This window comes from Labrys sp. E2SS-1L (genome assembly GCF_057073705.1).
Map to the genome: position 1 here is coordinate 3649355 of NZ_CP172712.1, position 21665 is coordinate 3671019.

Here is a 21665-nt window from a genome sequence, read left to right on the forward strand (position 1 = left end):
GAAACCTGGTCAGGCCCTCATGCTACCAGACAAAAGCAGCTTTCAAACCTGACGAGCGATGGTACCGATCACATTGACGAGAAGCCGTGCGGCTGTCAGCGCCGAAAGGCCGCTTTCATCGGCGGGCGGATAGAGTTCGACAAGATCGAAGCCCGCGATCCTCGCCCGCTTGCCGAGGCCCGCGATCAGGTCGATCACCTGGATATAGCTGAGGCCGCCCGGCGTGCGGGCCGCCACGCCGGGCAGGACGCCGGGGTCGAGGCCATCGCAATCGAGGGTGACGACGACCTGCGCTCCGGCAGGAATGTGCCGAAGCGCCACCTCGATACCCCCGGCGTGAATCTCGCGGGCAGTCACCAGATGGCTGCCATAGGTTCGGGCCGCCTCGATTTCCGCCAGGCGCGCGCTACCGACGCCCCGCATGCCGACCTGCACGATGCCGGCCACATGCGCCATTTCGCTCGCGCGGCGCATCGGGCTGGAATAGCCCTGGCGCTCGCCATGCAGTTCGTCGCGCCAGTCGATATGGGCATCGATCTGCAGGATCCAGACGGGGCCATGATCGGCAAAGCCGGCAAGGAAGGGAATGGGGATGGAATCATCGCCGCCGAGCAGGAGGGGGACGGCGCCCGCCGCCAGGATCTCGCGCGTCTTCGCCTCGATCCCATGCCGATTCCCGGCATTGTCACGCATGACGGTCTCGATGTCGCCGATGTCGATGCAGGAAGCAGGCCTGCCGTCGAAGATCGGACCGCCGAGGTCGAAATCCCAATGTTCGACCAGGCCGGCATCCTCCTGGCTGGCGACACGGATGGCATTCGGTGCCAGGGCGTAGGGGCTGCTGTCCTTGGCGGGATAGGTGCTGCCATGACCGGCTCCGAAGATCACCATGCGAGGCTTACTGTCGCCGGCAAGGCGGATGGGAAAATCCAGAAAGGTGGGCAGGGCGGTCATGGGGTTTCAATCCTGTCGGCGACAACTCAGGAGACGGAGGCCTCGATGATTTCGAGTGGGAACCCGGTCTGCTTGATGGTCTTGGTGACGATATAGGTGAAATAGCGGTCGATGCCGATCTCGGCCTCGAGCAGGCCGTCGATCAAGCGCTGATAGGAATCGATGTCGGTGGTCACCACGCGCAGCAGATAATCGATGCCGCCTCCCACCGCGTCGCAGGCAACGATGGCCGGCTCACGCATGATGGCGGCTTCGAAGCGCTGGAAATCCGCCTGGCGGTGACTCTTGAGGGTGATCTCCACCAGGACCGTGGCAAAGCGCCCCAAGCGGGCGGCGTCGATAACGGCGCCATAGCGGGCGATCGCACCGGCCTTTTCCAGGCGGCGCAGCCGCTCCCAGCATGCAGCGGCCGACAGGCCGGCCTCGGTGGCGAGGTTCAGCTTGGTGATGCGGCCATCGCGCTGCAGGGCAGCGAGGATCTTCAAATCGATCTTGTCGAGTTTCAACATGGCGCCGACGAATGGATTGGTATAATACGGATAGGCTTCGGTATTGTATCAGGACAATTACATGCCACTCTCCAATTCTGATCGTTTCGGGCGATTTGTCGAATCGCGGGCGCCTCTCGCGGCGGCGACAGAATGGCGGCCAGTCCTACCGCGCCGCAAGGGCGTGACCAAGCACAAGCTCCTGACCGACCTGATCATCGCCGATGTCGAGGCCGAGATCCTGAAGCCCGGCACGCGCATGCCGACCCATCGCGACCTCGCCCACGCCCTCAAGGTTTCGGTGCAGACGGTCAGCATCAGCTACAAGGAAGCGGAAAGGCGGGGGTTCCTGCGCGGCGAAGTCGGGCGGGGCACCTTCGTGCGCGACCGGGTGACCGAGCGCGCCGAGCGTTTCATGCTCGACCGCTCCCCCGGCCAGACGGCCGACCTGTCCATCATCCGCGCCGTCTATACCGAAGCGCATGAGCGCGCCTCGCGGCAGGCGATGGCGCGCCTGGGCGACGGCGACAACAGCGCCTTCATGCGCCCTTGCCGCCCGATCGCCGGCCTCGACCGGCACCGGACGGCCGCCAGATCCTGGCTGCGCGGGCTCGGCGTTGAGGCGGAGGCCGAGCGCGTCCTGATCACCAATGGCGCAGCCCATGGCCTCTTCCTGGCCGTGGCCTCGGTGGTCCATCCCGGCGACCTGGTGTTGACCGAGAACCTGACGGATCACGGCATCATCGGCCTGGCCTCGTTGCTGGGCTTTACCCTGCGCGGCTTGCCGACGGACACGCAAGGCATCCTGCCCGAAGCGTTTGAAGCCGCCTGTGCGGCCGGGGGCGTCAAGGCGCTCGTCCTCATTCCCTCGCTCGGAAACCCGACCAGCCACGTCGCCGGCGCCGAACGCCGGCGGGAGATTGCCGACATCGCTGCCCGGTATGGCATCTTCGTGATCGAGGACGAGGTCTACAAACCCCTGCTCGACGAGCCTTTGCCTTCGATCGCCCAGATGCTGCCCGAACTCGGATTCTTCGCCACCTCGATGACCAAGTCGGTGATGACGGGTTTGCGCGTCGGCTACCTCGTGGTGCCGCCGGCCTATTCGATCCGCGTCGGCAGCATCATGCGGGTCACGAGCTGGAGCGCCACCAACCTGCCGGCGGAGATCGCCTCGCTGTGGATCGAGGACGGCACGGCGCAGGCCCTCGTCGACCTGCAGCGCCAGGAAGCGCGCGCCCGCCAGGCCATCGTCGCGCAGGTGCTCGGCGAAATCGTCGCCTCCAGCCATCCCCTGTCGCTCTGCGCCTGGCTGAAAGTGCCGCCACGCTGGACGGAGGAGGGGCTGGTGCGCGCACTTGCCCAGCGCGCCATCGCGGTGACGCCCTCCGATCCCTTCGTAGCCGGAGAAGTCCGCCCGGGGGGAATCCGCATCTGCCTCGGCGGACGGCTGTCGCATGCCGCCCTGGCGGAGACGCTCGCATCGGTGCGCGCCACCTTCGAGCAGTTGCCGCCGGTGTTCGACGCCCGTCTCATCGCATGACCGCGCCCTGTATCATTACAATATAATAATTGACATGATTTTTGTATCGTAACACCATCCCTCCCAAGCCAGGAGGGATGGGTTCGATGCCGGTCGCGGTCACCATCGACGAGATCAGGGCCGCCCATGCGCGGATCGCGGGGCACGTGGTCCGAACGCCGCTGCGTCCAGCGCTCTCCCTGTCGCGGGATGGTTCGCCGGTTCATCTCAAGCTGGAGACGCAACAGACCACCGGCTCGTTCAAGCTGCGCGGCGCCACCAATGCCGTTCTGTCTCTGGACGCATCGGCCCAAGGGGGCGCCGCGGGGGTCGTCACCGCCTCGACGGGGAACCACGGCCGCGCGGTCGCCCATGCCGCCAAGGCTCGTGGCATCCGGGCGGTGGTCTGCATGTCGCAACTGGTTCCGGCAAACAAGGTCGAGGCCGTCCGCGCGCTCGGCGCCGAGGTGCGCATCGTCGGCTGCTCCCAGGATGACGCGCAGGACGAGGTCGACCGGCTGGTGGCCGAGGGAGGCCTTGCCGAAATCCCGCCTTTCGACCATCCAGCCGTGATCGCCGGGCAGGGAACGATCGGGCTCGAAATCATCGCCGACCTGCCGGACGTCGAACTCGTGCTGGTGCCACTCTCCGGCGGCGGACTGGCAGGCGGGATCGCAGCAGCCGTCAAGGCGCTCCGCCCCCAGGCCAAGGTCGTCGGCATCTCGATGGCCCGGGGCGCTGCCATGCATGCCAGCCTGTTGGCCGGCAAGCCGGTCGAGGTCGAGGAATTGCCGACGCTGGCAGATTCGCTCGGCGGCGGTATCGGCCTCGCCAATCGCTACAGCTTCGCCCTGTGCCGCGACTTCCTCGACGAGGTCATCCTGCTGAGCGAGGAGGAAGTGGCGGCCGGGATCCGGCATGCCTTCAGCGCCGAGGACGAAATCGTCGAAGGCGCCGCAGGCGTCGGCATCGCCGCCTTGCTGGCCGGCAAGCTCAGGCCGTCGGGACCGACGGCGATCGTGGTGTCCGGCCGCAACATCGATCCGGAGCTGCATCGCCGCATCGTGGAAGAGGGAGTGGCGGCATGATCGTGCTGACAGAAGCCGAATTGCGCCGTTGCGTGGCGCTCGACGCCGATGCCGTCGATTGTGTCGAGCAAGCCTTCCTGGCCCTCGCAACCGAAGCGGTGGCCATGCCGCCGATCCTCCGGCTCGACATTCCCGAGCATCGCGGCGAGGTGGACGTCAAGACCGCCTATATTCCCGGTGTCGAGGGCTTCGCCATCAAGATCAGCCCGGGCTTCTTCGACAATCCCAAGCTCGGCCTGCCCAGCCTCAACGGCCTGATGGTGCTGCTGAGCAGCCGGACGGGCCTGGTCGAAGCCCTGCTGCTCGACAATGGCTATCTCACGCAGATCCGCACCGCCGCAGCGGGCGCCGTCGCCGCCCGCCACCTAGCCAGGGCCGATGCACGCATCGCTGCCATCATCGGCGGCGGCGAACAGGCCCGTCTGCAGCTCGAGGCCTTGCGCTTGGTCCGCCCGATCGACCGGGCCCGGCTCTGGGCTCGCGATGCCGCCAAGGCCGTGACGACGGCAGAGGACCTGTCGCAACGCCTGGGCATTCCGGTCGCGCCGGCCGCCAGCGTCGAGGCGGCCTGCGCCGGGGCCGACATCATCGTCACCACCACGCCGGCCGAACGCCCGGTTCTCAAAGCCGAATGGCTGGCACCCGGGCAGCATGTCACGGCAATGGGCTCGGATTCCGAGCACAAGAACGAAGTGGATCCAGCCGTGTTCGGCAAGACGGTCTATGTCGCCGACAGCCTTGCCCAGACAAGGCGGCTCGGCGAACTCGCCCACGCCATCAAGGCGGGAACCGCAGCGGCCGATGCGGTGTTTGCCGAACTGGGACAGGTGATCGCCGGCAAGGCCGAGGGGCGCCGGAGCGATGCCGACATCACCCTTTGCGACCTGACCGGCACCGGCGTGCAGGATACCGCCATCGCCACGCTCGCTTTTCGCCGGGCCGCCGCCACCGGGGCGGGCCAGACTTTCGAGACAATCAAGGGAAAGTGACGCAATGATTGCGCCCACGCTCAATTTCAGCCGCGAGGAATATGCCGAGCGCCTGGCCAAGACGCGAGCCGCCATGGCCAAGGCGGGCATCGATCTGCTCGTCGTCACCGACCCCTCGAACATGCACTGGCTCACCGGCTATGATGGCTGGTCCTTCTATGTCCATCAATGCGTTCTCGTCGCGGGCGAGGGAGAACCGGTCTGGTTCGGCCGGGGACAGGATGCCAACGGTGCCAAGCGCACCGCCTGGCTCGCTCACGACAACATCGTCGGCTACCCCGATCACTATGTGCAATCTACCGAACGCCATCCGATGGATTACCTCTCGGGCATCATCGAGCAGCACGGCTGGGCCAAGGGCACGATCGGCGTCGAGATGGACAATTACTGGTTCAGCGCTGCGGCCTATGCCTCGCTGGTCCGGCATCTGCCCAATGCCCGCTTCAAGGACTGCCTGTCGCTGGTCAACTGGCAGCGGGCGATCAAGAGCCCGACCGAGATCGACTATATGCGCAAGGCAGGCCGCATCGTCGAGGCGATGCACCGGCGCATCCTCGACAAGGTCGAGCCCGGCATGCGCAAGAGCGATCTCGTCGCCGAGATCTACGATGCCGCCATTCGGGGCGTCGACGGCTTTGGTGGCGACTATGCCGCCATCGTGCCGTTGCTGCCGTCGGGCGAGGAGGCCTCCGCCCCGCATCTGACCTGGAACGACCTGCCGATGAAAACCGGGGAGGGCACGTTCTTCGAGATCGCCGGCTGTTACAGGCGCTATCATTGTCCCCTGTCGCGCACCGTCTTCCTCGGCAAGCCGACCCAAGCCTTCGTCGACGCCGAGAAGGCCACAGTGGAGGGAATGGAGGCCGGCCTCGCGGCGGCCAGGCCCGGCAACACCTGCGAGGACATCGCCAACGCCTTCTTCGCCGTGCTGAAGAAGTACGGCATCGTCAAGGACAACCGCACCGGCTATCCGATCGGCCTGAGCTATCCGCCGGACTGGGGCGAGCGCACCATGAGCCTGCGGCCGGGCGATCGCACCGAATTGCGTCCCGGCATGACCTTCCATTTCATGACAGGCCTCTGGCTTGAAAACATGGGCCTGGAGATCACCGAGAGCATCCTGATCACCGAAAACGGCGTGGACTGCCTCGCCAATGTGCCGCGCCAACTCTTCGTGAAAGCATGAACGCCGCTCCGAACCCGCGCCCGTCGCCGATCAGCGCCAGCGTCGATTTCGACGCTGACGGCATTCAGCACGGCCATCTGCGCCTGCCCTGGAGCCGGGATGACTCCGCCTGGGGATCGGTGATGATCCCCGTCACCGTGGTGAAGCAGGGCGAGGGGCCGACGGCTCTGTTGACCGGTGCCAATCACGGCGACGAATATGAAGGGCCGATCGCCCTGTTCGACCTCGCCCGCACGCTGCGGGCGGAGGCGGTGAGCGGGCGCGTCATTATCGTGCCCGCCCTGAATTATCCCGCCTTTCGGGCCGCCCGGCGCACCTCGCCGATCGACAAGGGCAATCTCAACCGCAGCTTTCCCGGGCGCCCCGACGGCAGCGTCACCGAGAAGATCGCCGACTATGTCACGCGCGGCCTGCTGCCGCTGGCCGACATCGTGCTCGACTTTCATTCGGGCGGGCGGACGCTCGATTTCCTTCCCTATGCCGCGGCCCATGAACTGCCTGACAAGACACAGGAAGATCGCTGCTTTGCCGCCGTGGCGGCCTTCTCGGCGCCCTGGTCGATGCGCATGATCGAGATCGACGCCGTCGGCATGTTCGACACCATTGCCGAGGCGGCAGGCAAGGTCTTCGTCACCACCGAGCTTGGCGGCGGCGGCACCGCGACGGCGCGCTCGGCCGGCATCGCCAAGCGCGGGGTCGCCAATCTCCTCAAACATGCCGGCATCCTGGCCGGGCAGCCCGAGATCGGCGAGACACGCTGGCTCGACATGCCCTCGTCGGATTGTTTCGGCTTCAGCCCGGAAGAGGGACTGGTCGAGTTCCTCAAGGATCTCGGCGAGCCCATCGCCAGGAACGAACTTATCGCCCGTATATATCCAATCGGCCGCACCGGGGCGTCGCCCTATGAACATCGGGCCGCACTGGATGGCCTGCTCGCGGCTCGCCATTTCCCCGGCCTGATCAAGGCCGGTGACTGCCTCTCGGTGATCGCAACCATCGAGGACCACGCCTGACAATCGACAACAGATCTGCCGGACACAACCAGGCAGGCAATCACACCAGACAGGAGAATGAGATGATGAAACTGCCCCGACTTGCCGGCCTTGCCGGATTGGCTCTCGCCATGAGCGTGGCCAGCGTTCAGGCTACCACCCTCGAGGAGGTTAAGAGCAACGGCTTCGTCCGCGCCGTTACGGCCAACGAGGTTCCCTACGGTTTCACCAAGGAAGACGGCACGGCGGCCGGCATCGGTCCGGAAGTGGCCATCGCCGTTCTCAAGAAGATGGGAGTCAGCGAGATCGCCTGGACGGTCGCGCCCTTCGGCACCTTGATCCCCGGCCTCAAGGCGCGGCGCTATGATTTCGTGGCGGCCGAGCAGAACATCTCTCCCGATCGCTGCAAGCAGGTCGCCTTCACCGAACCCAATTCCAGCTATGGCGAAGGCCTGCTGGTCAAGGCCGGCAATCCCAAGAAGCTGACCACCTATGCCGACATCGCCAAGGATCCCTCGCTGAAGGTCGCGGTGGTGTCGGGCGCCAACAATATCGACTTCCTTCGTGCCGTCGGGGTCAAGGACAGCCAGGTCGTCTTCATCCAGGCCAATGCCGACGCCATCGCCACCGTGAAGAGCCGGGCCGATGCCTATGCGGCCACCGAGCTGACGGTCGCCAGCCTCGCCAAGGGGCAGACGGAGGTGGAACAGGTCAAGCCCTTCACCGACCCGGTGGTCAACGGCAAGCCGGTGCGCAACTATGGCGGCTTTGCCTTCCGCCCGGAGGACAAGGACCTGCGCGAGGCCTACAACGCCGCGCTCGTGGAGTTCCGCAAGAGCGACGAATACAAGGCGATCCTCACCAATTACGGGCTGAGCGAGGCCAGCATCAAGGCCGCGGCCGAGAAGAAGGTCGCGGATCTCTGCGCGGGTAAATGACGACTGAACCGTCCAGCCCATCTCCGAGAGTTCGCCAATACACGTAGAACGATCGCCAAATGAGGTGCGTAATCCTTCCCCGGTTTCGGGGAAGGTGTCGCTGCACAGCAGCGACGGAAGGGGGAGAGTGGCACTGAGAGGGCCATAGACCCGTAAGGCCGCACCACCCACCCCCATCCGGCCCGGCTTTGCCGGTCCACCTTCCCCGAAGTCGGGGAAGGATTCTCGTGCTCTATCTTGAGAGCTGAGCCTTCGCGCGCACGCTGGCCCGTGGAGGCAATGGCAAGGCCCCTGAGTCCGGGCCTACAAAACCGACGAGGGAGCCTCATGCACTGGATCTCCTATCTGCCTGCCCTGGGCCGGGGTGCGCTGATTACCGCCGAGATTACCCTGGCCTCGCTGGCGATCGGCGCCTTCCTGGCCTTCCTGGCCGGGATCGTCAGGGTCGAGGGCGGCCGCATCCTGTCCATCATCGCGCTTTGCTATACCGAGCTGTTCCGCGGCACCTCGCTCTTGGTGCAGTTGTTCTGGTTCTATTACGCCCTGCCTCTCGTCGGTTTTTCCTTCTCCCCGGTGTCCACGGGCATTCTCGTGCTCTCGATGCATGTCGGCGCCTATGGCTCGGAAATCGTGCGGGCCGGCCTCAAATCGGTGCCGCAACAGCAACATGAGGCAGCGCGGGCCCTGAATTTCGGTCCGGTGCACAAATTGCTGCACATCACGCTGCCCCAGGCCATCGTCGAGATGATGCCGGCCTTCGGCAATCTCGCCATCGAGACCTTGAAGCTCTCGTCACTGGTGTCCTTCATCTCGATCGCGGACATGACCTTCCGCGCCCAGACCCTGCGCAACCTGACCCAGGACAGCACGACGATCTACACCCTCACTCTCGTCGGCTACTTCCTGATGTCGCTGGTGATCATGGTTGCCATGCGCTTCCTGGAACGCCTGGTGCGCCGCGGCGGCGCCTTTCCGAAGGCGGTGCACTCATGATGTACGGTTTCGAATGGGATCCCTCGACGCCGCTGACCTATGCGCAGTCGATCCTGCCGATCCTGCTCATCGGCCTCACCGTGACGCTGCAGGCCGCTGCCGCAGGTTTTGCCATCGCCCTTGTCCTCGGCCTCGTCTTCGCCCTGATGCGGCGCAGCCGCTTTGCCGTGGTGAGCTGGGGGACCGCCTTCGTCGTCGAGTTCCTGCGCGATACGCCCCTCCTGGTGCAGCTCTTCTTCCTCTATTACGTCCTGCCCGACTACGGCATTGCCTTGCCGGCCTTTCTGACGGGCGCTATAGCGCTCGGCCTGCAATATTCGGCCTATACCTCGGAGGTCTACCGCGGCGGCATCGAAGCAGTGCCGCGGGGCCAATGGGAGGCCGCCACCGCGCTCAACATGTCGCGCTGGCAGCTCTACCGGAACGTGATCATCCCGCAGATGGTGCCGCGCATCCTGCCCACCATGGGCAACTACCTGATTGCCATGCTGAAGGAAACGCCGGTGCTCTCGGTGGTGACCGTGCTGGAAATGCTCGGCCTCGCCAACATGATCGGCGAGAATACCTTCGAATATCTGGTGCCGCTGAGCATGGTCGGCATCCTCTTCCTCATCCTTACCCTGGTCTGTTCCGCCGGCGTCCATCGGCTGGAAAGGGCCTTGCCGAAAGCAGGGATACCGATGCGATGACCGCAAACGCCCAATCCGACATCATCCGCTTTTCCAATGTCAGCAAGCGCTTCGGCACGCTGACAGTTCTGCAGGATTTCGACTTCACCGTCGCGCCGGGGGAGAAGGTTTCGCTGATCGGCCCCTCGGGATCGGGCAAGACCACGGTGCTGCGCATCCTGATGACGCTAGAACCCTTTCAGGACGGCACGCTGGAGCTCGGCGGCATCGGCTATCACGAGCCCGGCGGCCACGGCCCCTTCAAGGCCAGCGAGCGGCATCTGCGCCAGATCCGCACGCAGGTCGGCATGGTGTTCCAGAGCTTCAACCTGTTCCCGCATATGACCGTGCTGCGCAATGTGGTGGAAGCGCCCATCGCCGTGCTCGGCCTGAAGCGGGAGGAAGCGGAGTGCCGGGCCCTCGATCTGCTCGGCATGGTCGGCATGGCGGACAAGAAGGATCATTTCCCCAGCCAGCTTTCCGGTGGCCAGCAGCAACGCGTGGCCATCGCCCGGGCCCTTGCCATGCGCCCCCGCGTCCTGCTGTTCGACGAGCCGACATCGGCCCTCGATCCGCAGCTCGTCGGCGAGGTCCTCGGCGTGATCCGTTCGCTGGCCAGCGAGCACGATCTCACCATGCTGCTGGTGACCCATGAAATGCGCTTTGCGCGCGAAGTCTCCGACCGTGTCTGCTTCTTCGACAAGGGACGCATCGTCGAGCAGGGCGAGCCCGAGCGCATCTTTTCCAATCCCGAACAGGCGCGGACGCGCGAGTTCCTGCAGTCGGTGCTGTGAGCGGCGTCTCAGGATGATAGGCCCCAAATTTGAGCGGCGTCAGTCCTTCACCCTCCCCTGCAGGGGGAGGGTCGGCCTGCAAGGCCGGGGTGGGGTGAAAATACACCGACTTCTGGAATGTGAGCGGCCCTAATTGTTGCGAGAGGGACACCCCACCCCGACGCTTCGCGTCGATCCACCCCTCCAGGGGAGGGTAAAGGCCATAGTCGAAAGAAACGGCCGATAATCTATCGGTGCGGCCCAGCAAATACCGAGGCTTTGACGGTGAGGAAGGGGGCGAAGCGAGACATTCTCACGGCGGCTCGGGCTAGCCTTGCAGACATGACGCCACCGGAGTTTCTTCGATGATCGCCACCGCTCTGAAACAAATCGGCCATCCTGCGCTCGGCCGGCTGAACGACCGACGACTACTCAGGGAACTCGCCTATATCGACGGCCGCTGGGTCGGGGGACGGCAAGCCGCGAGCTTCGAGCTGAAGGATCCCGGGTCGGGTGCCATTCTTGCCCATATCGCCAGCTTGAGGCCTGAAGAGACGGGCAGGGCTGTTGATGCCGCCGCCCGAGCCTTCCCGGCCTGGAAGGCCTTGCCACCTCAGGAACGCGCCGCCCGCCTGCGCGCTTGGCACCAGCTCATCCTCGCCGCCCGTGAGGACCTGGCTTTGCTGATGACGCTGGAGCAGGGCAAGCCCCTGGCCGAAAGCCGCGGCGAGATCGACTATGGCGCTTCCTTTGTCGAATGGTATGCGGAAGAAGCCAAGCGCGTGAATGCCGAGAGCGTGACCAGCCACCTTCCCGGGGCGCATATGCAGGTTTCCCGCGAGCCGCTCGGCGTGGCGGCCCTCATGACGCCCTGGAACTTTCCCTCGGCCATGGTAACGCGCAAGGCCGCGGCGGCCTTGGCGGCCGGCTGCACGGTCGTGCTCCATCCCTCCTCCTATACGCCGCTCTCCGCACTGGCGCTCGCCGAGCTCGCCGAACGGGCCGGCTTGCCCGCAGGCGTCTTCAACGTCGTCACCGGCGAGGCAGCTCCGATCGCCAGGCGCCTATGCGAGGATACCCGCGTGCGGGTGGTCAGCTTCACAGGCTCGACCGAAATCGGGCGCCTGATCGCGGCGCAATGTGCGCCCAGCGTCAAGCGCCTGGTGATGGAACTCGGCGGCAATGCGCCTCTCATCGTCTTCGGTGACGCCGATCTGGATCGTGCAGTCAAAATTGCCGTCGATGCGAAATTCGCGACCTCCGGCCAGGATTGCCTGGCGGCCAATCGCATCTTCGTGCAGCGCTCGCTCTATCCGGCCTTCTGCGAGGCGTTCAGCCACCGCGTCGCCGCGCTCAAGCTCGGGCATGGCCTCGAAGAGGAAACTGACATAGGTCCGCTCATGCATGAACGGGCCGTCGCCCGCACCAAAGAGCGCATTGCCGATGCCTTGCAGCGAGGTGCTCGCAAGTTGACGGGTGGCGACATTGAGGCCGGATCACTCTTCGTGTCACCGACCGTCCTCGCCGACGTCCCCGATGACGCCCTGATCATGCGCGAAGAGGTCTTTGCGCCGGTTGCCAGCATCACGCCCTTCGACGACGAGGACGAAGTGGTGGCGCGCGCCAATGCCACGGAGTACGGCCTCGTCGCCTATGTCGTTACCGAAAATGCCGGCCGAGCCCTGCGCCTCAGCCGCGTGCTGGAATACGGCATGGTGGCCGTCAACCGCGTGAAACTGACGGGTGCGCCCATCCCCTTCGGCGGCGTCAAGCAGTCCGGCATGGGGCGCGAAGGCTCACGCCATGGCCTCGAAGCTTTCACCGATCTCAAATATACCTGTCTCGACCTCGCCTGAAAGGAGCCGACATGCTCGACCGCGCCGTTTCCGACAATGAACTCACCGCCTGGGATCGCGATCACTTCTTCCATCCCTCGACTCATATGGCCCAGCATGCCCGCGGCGAAACGCCGAACCGCATCATCACCGGTGCCGAGGGGGTCTACATCACCGATCGCAACGGCAAGAGCAGCCTCGACGCCTTTGCCGGCCTTTATTGCGTCAATGTCGGCTACGGCCGCACCAAGATCGCCGAGGCGATCGCCGAGCAGGCGGCGCAACTGCCCTATTACCATGCCTATGTCGGCCATGGCTCCCAACCCTCGATCACCCTGGCCAAGATGATCATCGACCGGGCCCCCAAAGGCATGAGCCGGGTCTTCTTCGGCCTGTCGGGCTCGGATGCCAACGAGACCAACATCAAGCTGGTCTGGTACATCAACAATGTACTGGGCCGCCCCGAGAAGAAGAAGATCATCTCGCGCTGGCGCGGTTATCACGGCTCGGGTTTGATGTCGGGCAGCCTGACAGGCCTTGCCGCCTTCCACAATCTGTTCGACCTGCCCAAGCCGCCGATCCTGCACACGGAAGCGCCGTATTATTTCCGCCGGGAGGACCGTTCGCAGAGCGAGGAGCAATTCGCCGATCATTGCGCCGCCAAGCTCGAGGAACTGATCCTCGCCGAGGGGCCGGATACGATTGCCGCTTTCATCGGCGAACCCGTGCTCGGCACCGGCGGCATCGTGCCGCCACCGCGCACCTATTGGGAGAAGATCCAGGCCGTCCTCACCAAATACGACATCCTCCTGATCGCCGACGAGGTCATCACCGGCTTCGGCCGGCTCGGCTCGATGTTCGGCTCGGATCATTACGGCATCAAGCCGGACCTGATCACCATCGCCAAGGGGCTGACGTCGGCCTATGCACCTCTTTCCGGCGTGATCGTCTCGGAGAAAGTCTGGCGCATCCTCGAAAAGGGCTCGGACGAGTTCGGCCCGATCGGCCATGGCTGGACCTATTCTTCCCACCCGCTCTGCGCTGCGGCGGGCGTCGCCAATCTCGAACTCGTCGACGAGCTCGACCTGGTCGCCAATGCCGGCAGCGTCGGCGCCTATTTCAAGCAGGCTCTCACCGACGCGCTTGGCGCGCATGCCCATGTCGGCGAGATCCGGGGTGAGGGGTTGATGGCGGCCGTCGAATTGGTCAGGGATCGCGACGACCGCGTCTTCTTCGACGTGTCCGAGAAGGTCGGCCCCCGCGTGGTCGCTGCCATGCTGGAGAACGGCGTGATCGGCCGCGCCATGCCGCAGGGCGACATCATGGGCTTTGCGCCGCCGCTCTGCCTCACGCGCGAGGAGGCCGACGTCGTGGTGTCGGCGGCGGCCAAGGCCGTGAAGTCGGTGCTGGGCTGAACACGACTGAAACCGGAGGACGTTTCCTGGCCCGCAGGCGTCTCGCCTGCATCCTGGAAACGTCGCACTTGTGGGGGAGGGAGATGCAGGCGAGACGCCTGCGATCCCAGGGATCATTCCGGGAACTGATAGCCCGGCGTCGACTTCGAAAGCGCGATCTCCTCGGCATCCATTTCCGCCTCGATGCCATCGAACAAGGGTGTCGTCATATAGCGCTCGCCGGTATCGGGCAGCATGCAGAGGATGACGGAGCCGGCGGGCGCCTTCTCGGCGATCTGGCGGGCGACGGCAAAGGTGGCGCCGGCGGAAATGCCGACAAAGATGCCTTCCTTCTGGGCCAGGGCCTTGGCCCATTTCACGCCTTCGGCACCGGCGATCGGAACGAGCTCGTCATAGAGCTTGTTGTCGATCCCTTCCTGCAGCACCTTGGGGATGAAGTCCGGCGTCCAGCCCTGGATCGGATGCGGCTCGAATGCAGGATGGCCAACGGTCGGCGAACCATCGGCATCGCGTTCCTGCTTCTGGCCGCTGCCGACCAATTGGGCATTGGCGGGTTCGCACAGCACGATACGGGTATCGGGGCGTTCCCGGCGCAGCACGCGCCCGACGCCAACGGCGGTGCCGCCGGTGCCATAGCCGGTGACGAAGACGTCGAGCCGCTTGCCGGCGAAATCGTTGATGATCTCGCGTGCCGTGGTCGCCTCATGGATGGCGGCATTGGCCTCGGTCTCGAACTGATGGGCCAGGAACCAGCCATTGGCCTCGGCCAGTTCCACCGCCTTGCGATACATGCCGAAGCCCTTCTGGGCACGTGGCGTCAGCACCACCTTGGCGCCGAGCATGCGCATGAGCTTGCGGCGTTCGATCGAGAAGCTGTCCGCCATGGTGACGACCAGCGGATAGCCTTTCTGCGCACACACCATGGCAAGGCCGATGCCGGTATTGCCGCTGGTCGCCTCGACCACGGTCATGCCCGGCTTGAGCGCGCCGGTGCGTTCGCCATGCTCGATGATGCTCAGCGCCAGCCTGTCCTTCACCGAAGCGGCCGGGTTGAAGAACTCCGCCTTGACGTAGATCGTGGCATGATCAGGGGCGATGTTGTTGATCTTGATGACGGGTGTGTCGCCCACCGTCTCCAGGATGCTGTCGAAAAGGCGGCCGCGGCCGGATGTCGTTCTGGACTGGGACTGTTGGGTCATCTCACCTGCTCCTTGGCTTTCGGTTCGTCGCTTTTTGCAACCGCGTGATAGCATCGAGGCGTGAGCCGCTCGTGAAGAGGTCGAGAAAGCTCCGGAAAAGTGCTGATGTTTTCTCCGGTACCGGCTCAGCGCCCAGCGGATATGATCACCATCATCGGCCGATCGCGCTCTTCCGCAAGCGCGGAGTGCTGTGCCACCTGTTCTTCCGTCGGGCTCCATTCCACGACGCGCCTGATCGCGAAGCCGACGTCGATCAGGGTATTCAGCGTCGTCCCGAGGGTGCGATGATATTTGACGACGCCCTTGGCCAGCCAGTCGGTGGTGCGCTCGCCCTCCACGGAATAGCGATCGAGCGGCCAGATCCTCCGGCCCTCCTCATCGTGCTGCCAGCCCGGATGGCTCGGAGCCATGTAGATCGGGTGTTCGATGGAAAAGACGAAGCCGGAACCTGGCCGCAAGCTGTCATAGATAGTTTTGGCCAGGCGGCCGAAATCCACGACATAGTGGAAAGCCAGCGAGCTATAGGCGAAATCGAAATCGGCCGCCGGCAGTTCGAGGGTTTCGAGGTCGGCAATCCGGTATTCAGCCCTGGAACTCGCCGTCATCTCCCGGGCTCGCGCGAGCATTTTCTCGGAGAGGTCGAAGCCAAGCGTGCTCGCCGCCCCGTGATCGAGGGCCCATCGGCTGAACCAGCCGAATCCGCAGCCGAGATCGACCACGCGCTCGCCGGCGAGATCGGGGATCAGGGCTCGAATGTCCGGCCATTCCGGCGCTCCCGACAGGCCGTGGACCGAGCGAGGCAATTGGCTGTATCCGTCGAAAAATTCCTGACGGTCGTAAATGTTCTGCGCCATCCCAATCTCTTCCTTCAATATTCCTTGCAGGTGGCCGCTGCTCCATGCGCGTCGGAAAAGAAAGCGATGCCAGGACGGCTTCAGTTGCCGCTTTCGACCTCTGCCACGCAATTGGCCAGCAATTCGACGCCCCTCCTGATCTGGCGCACATCCAGGCTGCCATAGCCCATCACCAGGCCGGCTTGATCCGGCCTCGTCGCGCTGCCCGCGGCATAGAGTGGCGTCAGGGGGTGGAGACCGAGCCCGACCTGGCCGGCTTTCCGGATCAGTTCCCCCTCCAGGGCCGCCGGAATATGGCGGAACCATGCGATGATGTGAAGGCCCGCCTTGGCTCCCTCGACGGCAAGCCTGTCGCCGAAACACTGCCGCAGCCCTTCGAGCAGGGTATCGCGGCGTTCGGCCATGCGCCGGCGAATGCGCCGGATATGGCGTTCATAGGCCCCGGTCTCCAGGAGAGTGGCGAGGGCTTCCTGCTCCAAGGCCGGGCTGTGCCTATCCATGATCTGCTTGGCGTGCGTGAAAATGGCAGCGAGGCCGGAAGGGACCATCAGATAGCCGATGCGCAGGGTTGGGGACATGGTCTTCGAAACCGTGCCGAGATAGAGGACGTTCCGGCCGTGGCCCAGGCCATGAAGCGGCGGCACCGGATTGATGTCGTAGCGATACTCGCTGTCGTAATCGTCCTCGATCAGATAGGCGTCGCGCTCCTGGGCCCAGGCGAGCAAGCGGTGACGCCTGGCGATCGACAGCACGCTGCCGAGCGGAAACTGATGCGAGGGCGTGACATAGGCGAGCCGTGCCGCGGCGTTGTCGAGCCGCGAGGTGTCCAGTCCGTCCTGATCGGCCGGAATTGGCATGACCCTGGCACCGGCCGCGGCGAAAATGTCCCGAGCCATCCGATAGCAGGGATCTTCCACGATCGCACCATCACCGGGATCGAGCAGGAGGCGGCTGCACAGATCCAACCCCTGCTGGGATCCGTTGACGATGATGATCTGCTCGGCCTCGCAACGCAGCGCACGCGCCCGCCAGAGATAACCCTGCAGGGCCCGCCGCAATCGGAGCGAGCCGGCCGGATGGCCATAGGAAAGGCGATCCGGCCTTTGCGCCAGCGCCCCCAATATGGCGCGTCGCCAGATCGGCGTGGGAAAGTCCGACGCGGCAAGGTCGCCATAACGGAAATCGACGGCAGGCCGCGCTGCTGACGGAGGAGAGGCCGGTTGCTGGGCGAGGCGCGCGCCATAGCTCGACAGCGGCGGGGGCGCAGAGCTCGTCAACGCCGGCGATGACGGCGGTGTGCGGTCGAGAAGGGCGGCTACTTTCGGCCTGGCGCCCTGGCGGCTGCGAATGAAACCTTCTGCCGACAACTGCTCATAGGCCGAGGTGACGGTCGCGCGGGCTACGCCGAGTTCGGATGCCAAGGCGCGCGAAGAGGGCAGGGCACCCGCATCCCCATAGGTTCCCGCCAGGATCTGAGCCCGCAGCACGTCATAGATCTGCCTGGCTCCCGGACCCCGGACCTGTCGATCTTGCGTCATGACAACTGGTCTAGCCAAAATCACCCGAACTGGACGTTCTTGTTAAGCCAGTTTGCTCCTATCTTGACTGGAAACCAAGTCGAGTTTTCACGAGCCGAATTTTCACGAGTCCCCTACGATGTACATACCGCCCGCCTTCCGCGAAGACGATCCGGCCATCCTGCTTCGGCTGATGCGGGATACGCGCCTGAGCACCCTGGTGACCGCAACCGCCAACGGCCCGATCGGCACGCCCCTGCCACTGCTCTTCGACCCGGACGAAGGAGAGCATGGCACGCTCTATGGTCATCTTGCCCGGGCCAATCCGCAATGGCAGGCCGAGCCGATCGGCGACGCCATGGCCATCTTCATGGGCGCCGACGCCTATGTCTCGCCCAGTTGGTATGCCGCCAAGCGCGAACATCACAAGGTCGTGCCGACCTGGAACTACGAAGCCGTCCACGCCTATGGGCCGGTGGAATTTTTCGAAGATCCCGTGCGCCTGCTCGAGGCCGTCACCCGCCTCACCAATCTGCGCGAGGGGGCGATGGCCACGCCCTGGCAGGTTGCCGATGCGCCGCCGGCATTCGTCCAGGCACAACTGCGCGGCATCGTCGGGGTGCGGCTGGCAATCCGTCGCCTGGAAGGCAAGCGCAAGCTGAGCCAGAACCGGCCGGCTGCCGATCGGGACGGCGTGGCGCGCGCGCTCGCCGACAGCCCCGATCCGGCCGATCGCCGGATCGCCTCACTCATTCCCCTCGATCCGCTTTGATACGGCGGCGCGATACGAGACTGGATGCTTGAAATGAACGAACTTCACGCCGATGCGGCCGCTCTCGGCGAGACCGACATTGCCCGCTTCGGCCCCGATCCAAGGGCAAGTTTCGCTGCCAATCTCACCGAGGTCGAACGCAGGATCGAGGCGGCCAGCCTGCGCGCGGGCCGGCAGCCGGCCGCGGTGCGCCTTCTTCCCATCACCAAGACCGTGCCGGCTCCCGTGCTGCGGCTCGCCTTCGCCGCCGGTATCCGCGACTTCGGCGAGAACAAGATCCAGGAGGCGCAGAGCAAGCGCGACGACCTCGCCGACCTGCCGATCGCCTGGAGCATCGTGGGGCATCTGCAGACCAACAAGGTGAAATATCTCGCCCGTTTTGCCCGCGAGTTTCACGCCCTCGACAGCCTGCGCGTCGCCGAGATGCTGGACAGGCGCCTCGCCATCGAGGATCGCTTCCTCGACGTCTACGTCCAGGTCAATACCTCGGGCGAGGAGAGCAAGTTCGGCCTGCATCCCGATGCCATGCTCGATTTCGTCGACCGGCTCGAGGGCTTCGCGCGCTTGCGCCCCCGCGGGCTGATGACATTGGCGCTGTTCAGCGACGACATGGCCCGCGTGCGCCCCTGCTTTCGCTTGCTGCGGGCCCTGCGTGATCGAGCGGTAAAACGCAATGCGGCCTTGACAGAGCTCTCCATGGGCATGTCCGGCGATTTCGAAGCCGCGATCGAGGAGGGGGCCGACGTGGTTCGCGTCGGCCAGGCCATCTTCGGCAAACGCCCGACTCCCGACGGGCATTATTGGCCCGGCTTCGCGCCAGGCTAAGACATCGCGTCGAAAAGCGAGCACCGGTTCTCGGCAGGAAGGATCAGGCAACCGAATCTACACCGTTCGGGGCGTGAATCCGTCTATCTCAAGACGGAGTTCGAACATGCCTGCAGCGCTCGCCATCGCCCAAACCTATGTGGGCCCCTTTGCCGAGGAATTGGCCAAGCTCCAGAAAACCAATCCGATTGGCGACGCCAAACGCTGGCAGCAGGCCAAACATGACGCGATCGAGTTCCTGACCGATTGGGGTGACCAAGTGGCCGAACTCGGCTGGAGCGCCGATGACCTCTTCGGTCTGCACCCGACGGCACCGCTTGTACGTTATGACGTGATGGGGCTGATCTGGTTGCTGCAGGGACAGGCCGTGAGCGAGGTCACCGACCGGAGCGCCAGCCTCGGTGCGACGACCTTTTACAGGGCGGTACGATAGAACAGAGGACCTCTGGAATCACGCCGAAGTCACAGGCCGTCGACACACTCGCGCCAGTCAACGGCCACGACGATGAGGAGAGGTCGGCTGACGATAGTACCCCAATAGAACTCGCCCGGCGCATGAAGCGTCGGGCTTTTTTGTCGGGTGACTTGATTGGCGACATTGCTGCCGCGCGCAGACGATCACCAACGGTGATGCCGGCCACCATGCCTGCGCCAGCCGTCATGCCCGTGCCGTCCGCCATGCCGGCGCCAGCCTTCATGGCGACCGCGCCTCCAGCCCCGATGCAGGCCATTGTCGTGGTGCCGGCGCCAGCCATGCTTCCCCCAGCCATGCCAGCCGACCTGCTCGGCCTGCGTTGCGGCGGGAGTGCCCAGATGAACCGGAGCAAGGGCGGATGACGGTGCAACGCTGGCAGACAACGCGCCGACGGCAATCAGGGCAGCAAGAAGAAGCTTTTTCATTGAAAATCTCCAGTCGGATTTGACGACACTGACATTCCGTTACGTAATATGAATGGATGCTGAATGAATTTCATCATCCGTATCCAATCGCCTCGCCCAAATCCTATCGCGTCGCTGGTTTCCCGAACCAGGTTCCGAGGGCAGCCTCGAGGCCCCGTGCGTCTCCATTCCCGACCCAGGCGACGTGGCCGTCGGGCCGGATCAACACGGCGATTGGCGATGAGACCGGGCCGATCACGGGAAGCTCGCATATCCCTTCGAATCTCGCCTCGACCAGCGCGATGCGATCCGCCCATCCCGGAATGTCGAGGCTGCCGGGCACTCCGAGATCAAGCAGCACGGGCCGGGCATCGCGCAGGAGATCGAAAACTCGAACTGGCCCTTTGGCGCCGACCAGGTCGAGATCGGGCATGCGGCGGCCGAGCAGCGGATGCCCCTCACCGAGGTCGTAGTGAATGTCGAGGCCGGACATCATGGCGCCATACCAGATGCGTGGAGCATCCATTTGCATCACCGGCGCCATCATCTCGCGCAAGGCCTTCGTTCGTTCATCGCCGCGATTGAGAGCCGTGAGCGCGAGGGTGTGTTTCAACAGGGCTGCTCCCACCGGATGCCGTTCGGCATGATAGGTGTCGAGCAGGTCGTCCGGTGAGATGCCCTTGACCACCTGTGCCAGCTTCCATCCCAGATTGACGGCATCCTGCAGGCCGACATTGAGGCCCTGTCCGCCGACCGGAGAATGCACATGGGCGGCGTCACCGGCGAGCAGCACGCGTCCCTGCCGATAGGAAGCCGCCTGTCGGGCAGCGTCGGTGAACCTCGACAGCCAAGTGACGTCGTTGATGCCGAAATCCGACCCATAGGCGGCGGCAAGCGTCCCGCGGAGTTCGTCCACCGTGGGTTTGCTGCCTGGTTCGAGACGCTGCTCCGTCACGACGCCGCGGACGCGCTTGCCGTCCTCCAACCGGCCAAGGGCATAGACACCTCTTGCGCCATGGCGCATGCCGATGGGCGGTTCGTCCGCCATGTCGGCTTCGAAAATCAGATAGCTGATGTCGGGATCCCATCCGGGGAATTCGATCCCCGCCGTCTTACGGACAAGGCTGCGACCGCCGTCGCAGCCGGCAAGATATTGCGCCCGCATCGTCCGGCCATCGTCCAATCCGATATTTACACCGGTGTCGTCCTGCGTGAAGCCCGTCACCTCACAGCCCCGATAGACCGGCACCGCCAATTCGGAAACCCAATCGGCGAGAAGGCGCTCGATCTTGGCCTGCCACAGCGCGAGCGTGTAGTTGTGGCGGGTTGCACGGTCGCTGGCGTCCAGAACCGTTCCGGCAAACGGCACGACCCGATGCTTTTCGCCCTGTGCGACAAAGCGATCGGCGATGCCGCGCTGGTCCAGCACCTCGATCGATCGCGGATGCAACCCGCTTGCGCGCGAACCCTCGACGTCCTGAATTCAAGCGCCGTTCGACGATGGCGACGTCGACACCCGCCAGGGCCAGTTCACCCGCCAGCATCAACCCGGTCGGGCCACCTCCAGCGATGACCACGTCATGTCCGGACGAATACATCTGCCACCTCACGAAATCACGGTCGGGGCCCGTTTTCTACGCGATGACCGACATCTTGAAGCAAGAGGGGGCGGCGCCCTATATCAGAGTGGAAGGAGCGGCATTCGCCGAACACCGACAGGACGCCTGCGGATCCAGGCAGTTTCACCGCCCCCGATAGCGAACAGGACAGGGAAGCCA

20 protein-coding genes and 1 pseudogene are annotated in these 21665 nt (G+C 64.6%); 14 read left to right on the plus strand and 7 right to left on the minus strand.

What is annotated here, in order from left to right; genetic code table 11:
* Nucleotides 1-42: 42 nt before the first annotated feature.
* Both ACIGJE_RS16930 and ACIGJE_RS16935 read right to left on the minus strand, forming a co-directional pair.
* Entirely contained in the window at nt 43-954 is a 912-nt protein-coding gene (locus ACIGJE_RS16930) for an agmatinase (RefSeq protein ID WP_483678140.1), read from the minus strand.
* 26 nt (nt 955-980) lie between these two features.
* Nucleotides 981-1460 (minus strand): Lrp/AsnC family transcriptional regulator, encoded by a 480-nt coding sequence (locus tag ACIGJE_RS16935; protein WP_483680280.1) that lies wholly within the window; start codon nt 1458-1460, stop codon nt 981-983.
* A 64-nt stretch (nt 1461-1524) separates the two neighbouring features.
* Between ACIGJE_RS16935 and ehuR the strand changes: the two genes are divergently transcribed.
* The 11 genes from ehuR (at nt 1525) to ACIGJE_RS16990 (ending at nt 13841) form a co-directional block, all read left to right on the plus strand.
* The gene (gene ehuR, locus ACIGJE_RS16940) at nt 1525-2985 is read left to right on the plus strand and encodes a MocR-like ectoine utilization transcription factor EhuR (protein ID WP_483678141.1); all 1461 of its coding nucleotides are present in this window, start codon (nt 1525-1527) and stop codon (nt 2983-2985) included.
* A gap of 86 nt (nt 2986-3071) precedes the next feature.
* Nucleotides 3072-4052, plus strand: a complete 981-nt coding sequence (eutB, locus tag ACIGJE_RS16945) for a hydroxyectoine utilization dehydratase EutB (RefSeq protein ID WP_483678142.1) — start codon at nt 3072-3074, stop codon at nt 4050-4052.
* Nucleotides 4049-5041, plus strand: a complete 993-nt coding sequence (eutC, locus tag ACIGJE_RS16950; protein ID WP_367622688.1) for an ectoine utilization protein EutC — start codon at nt 4049-4051, stop codon at nt 5039-5041. Before eutB ends, eutC begins: the two co-directional genes overlap by 4 nt.
* A 7-nt stretch (nt 5042-5048) precedes the next feature.
* A complete protein-coding gene (gene doeA / locus ACIGJE_RS16955; protein ID WP_483680282.1) occupies nt 5049-6227 on the plus strand; it encodes an ectoine hydrolase DoeA in 1179 nt (392 codons plus the stop codon).
* Nucleotides 6224-7240 (plus strand): N(2)-acetyl-L-2,4-diaminobutanoate deacetylase DoeB, encoded by a 1017-nt coding sequence (doeB, locus tag ACIGJE_RS16960; protein WP_483678144.1) that lies wholly within the window; start codon nt 6224-6226, stop codon nt 7238-7240. The genes doeA and doeB overlap by 4 nt, the downstream gene beginning before the upstream one ends.
* 65 nt (nt 7241-7305) lie before the next feature.
* Nucleotides 7306-8157, plus strand: a complete 852-nt coding sequence (gene ehuB / locus ACIGJE_RS16965) for an ectoine/hydroxyectoine ABC transporter substrate-binding protein EhuB (RefSeq protein ID WP_367623420.1) — start codon at nt 7306-7308, stop codon at nt 8155-8157.
* A gap of 327 nt (nt 8158-8484) precedes the next feature.
* Nucleotides 8485-9150, plus strand: coding sequence for an ectoine/hydroxyectoine ABC transporter permease subunit EhuC (gene ehuC, locus ACIGJE_RS16970; protein WP_311938349.1), 666 nt, complete (start codon nt 8485-8487; stop codon nt 9148-9150).
* Nucleotides 9147-9839, plus strand: coding sequence for an ectoine/hydroxyectoine ABC transporter permease subunit EhuD (gene ehuD, locus ACIGJE_RS16975; protein WP_311938350.1), 693 nt, complete (start codon nt 9147-9149; stop codon nt 9837-9839). Before ehuC ends, ehuD begins: the two co-directional genes overlap by 4 nt.
* A complete protein-coding gene (gene ehuA / locus ACIGJE_RS16980) occupies nt 9836-10612 on the plus strand; it encodes an ectoine/hydroxyectoine ABC transporter ATP-binding protein EhuA (RefSeq protein ID WP_149255168.1) in 777 nt (258 codons plus the stop codon). The genes ehuD and ehuA overlap by 4 nt, the downstream gene beginning before the upstream one ends.
* A gap of 344 nt (nt 10613-10956) precedes the next feature.
* A complete protein-coding gene (locus tag ACIGJE_RS16985) occupies nt 10957-12447 on the plus strand; it encodes an NAD-dependent succinate-semialdehyde dehydrogenase (RefSeq protein WP_415084850.1) in 1491 nt (496 codons plus the stop codon).
* A gap of 11 nt (nt 12448-12458) precedes the next feature.
* A complete protein-coding gene (locus tag ACIGJE_RS16990) occupies nt 12459-13841 on the plus strand; it encodes an aspartate aminotransferase family protein (protein WP_311938353.1) in 1383 nt (460 codons plus the stop codon).
* 113 nt (nt 13842-13954) lie between these two features.
* Here the strand turns inward: ACIGJE_RS16990 and ACIGJE_RS16995 are convergent, their stop codons facing one another.
* The 3 genes from ACIGJE_RS16995 to pdxR all read right to left on the minus strand — a co-directional run bounded on the left by ACIGJE_RS16995 (nt 13955) and on the right by pdxR (nt 17432).
* Nucleotides 13955-15040, minus strand: a complete 1086-nt coding sequence (locus ACIGJE_RS16995; RefSeq protein WP_311938354.1) for a PLP-dependent cysteine synthase family protein — start codon at nt 15038-15040, stop codon at nt 13955-13957.
* Nucleotides 15041-15165: 125 nt separating this feature from the next.
* The gene (locus tag ACIGJE_RS17000; protein ID WP_415084854.1) at nt 15166-15894 is read right to left on the minus strand and encodes a class I SAM-dependent methyltransferase; all 729 of its coding nucleotides are present in this window, start codon (nt 15892-15894) and stop codon (nt 15166-15168) included.
* 80 nt (nt 15895-15974) lie between these two features.
* Nucleotides 15975-17432: a MocR-like pyridoxine biosynthesis transcription factor PdxR gene (gene pdxR / locus ACIGJE_RS17005; RefSeq protein WP_483678146.1), complete on the minus strand. Its 1458-nt coding sequence runs from the start codon at nt 17430-17432 to the stop codon at nt 15975-15977.
* A 118-nt stretch (nt 17433-17550) separates the two neighbouring features.
* On the opposite strand from pdxR, the gene ACIGJE_RS17010 reads away from it, so the two are divergent.
* The 3 genes from ACIGJE_RS17010 (at nt 17551) to ACIGJE_RS17020 (ending at nt 19441) form a co-directional block, all read left to right on the plus strand.
* Complete coding sequence (locus ACIGJE_RS17010) at nt 17551-18183, plus strand: FMN-binding negative transcriptional regulator (protein WP_415084858.1); 633 nt, start codon at nt 17551-17553, stop codon at nt 18181-18183.
* A gap of 33 nt (nt 18184-18216) precedes the next feature.
* Entirely contained in the window at nt 18217-19008 is a 792-nt protein-coding gene (locus ACIGJE_RS17015) for a YggS family pyridoxal phosphate-dependent enzyme (RefSeq protein WP_415084860.1), read from the plus strand.
* 106 nt (nt 19009-19114) lie between these two features.
* A complete protein-coding gene (locus tag ACIGJE_RS17020) occupies nt 19115-19441 on the plus strand; it encodes a hypothetical protein (RefSeq protein WP_415084862.1) in 327 nt (108 codons plus the stop codon).
* A 185-nt stretch (nt 19442-19626) separates the two neighbouring features.
* Here ACIGJE_RS17020 and ACIGJE_RS17025 read toward each other — a convergent pair whose 3' ends face one another.
* On the minus strand, nt 19627-19908 hold the full coding sequence (locus ACIGJE_RS17025; RefSeq protein WP_311938362.1) for a hypothetical protein: 282 nt from the start codon (nt 19906-19908) through the stop codon (nt 19627-19629).
* Nucleotides 19909-20011: 103 nt separating this feature from the next.
* Nucleotides 20012-21485: pseudogene (locus ACIGJE_RS17030) on the minus strand (FAD-dependent monooxygenase).
* Between the last annotated feature and the right edge of the window lie 180 nt (nt 21486-21665).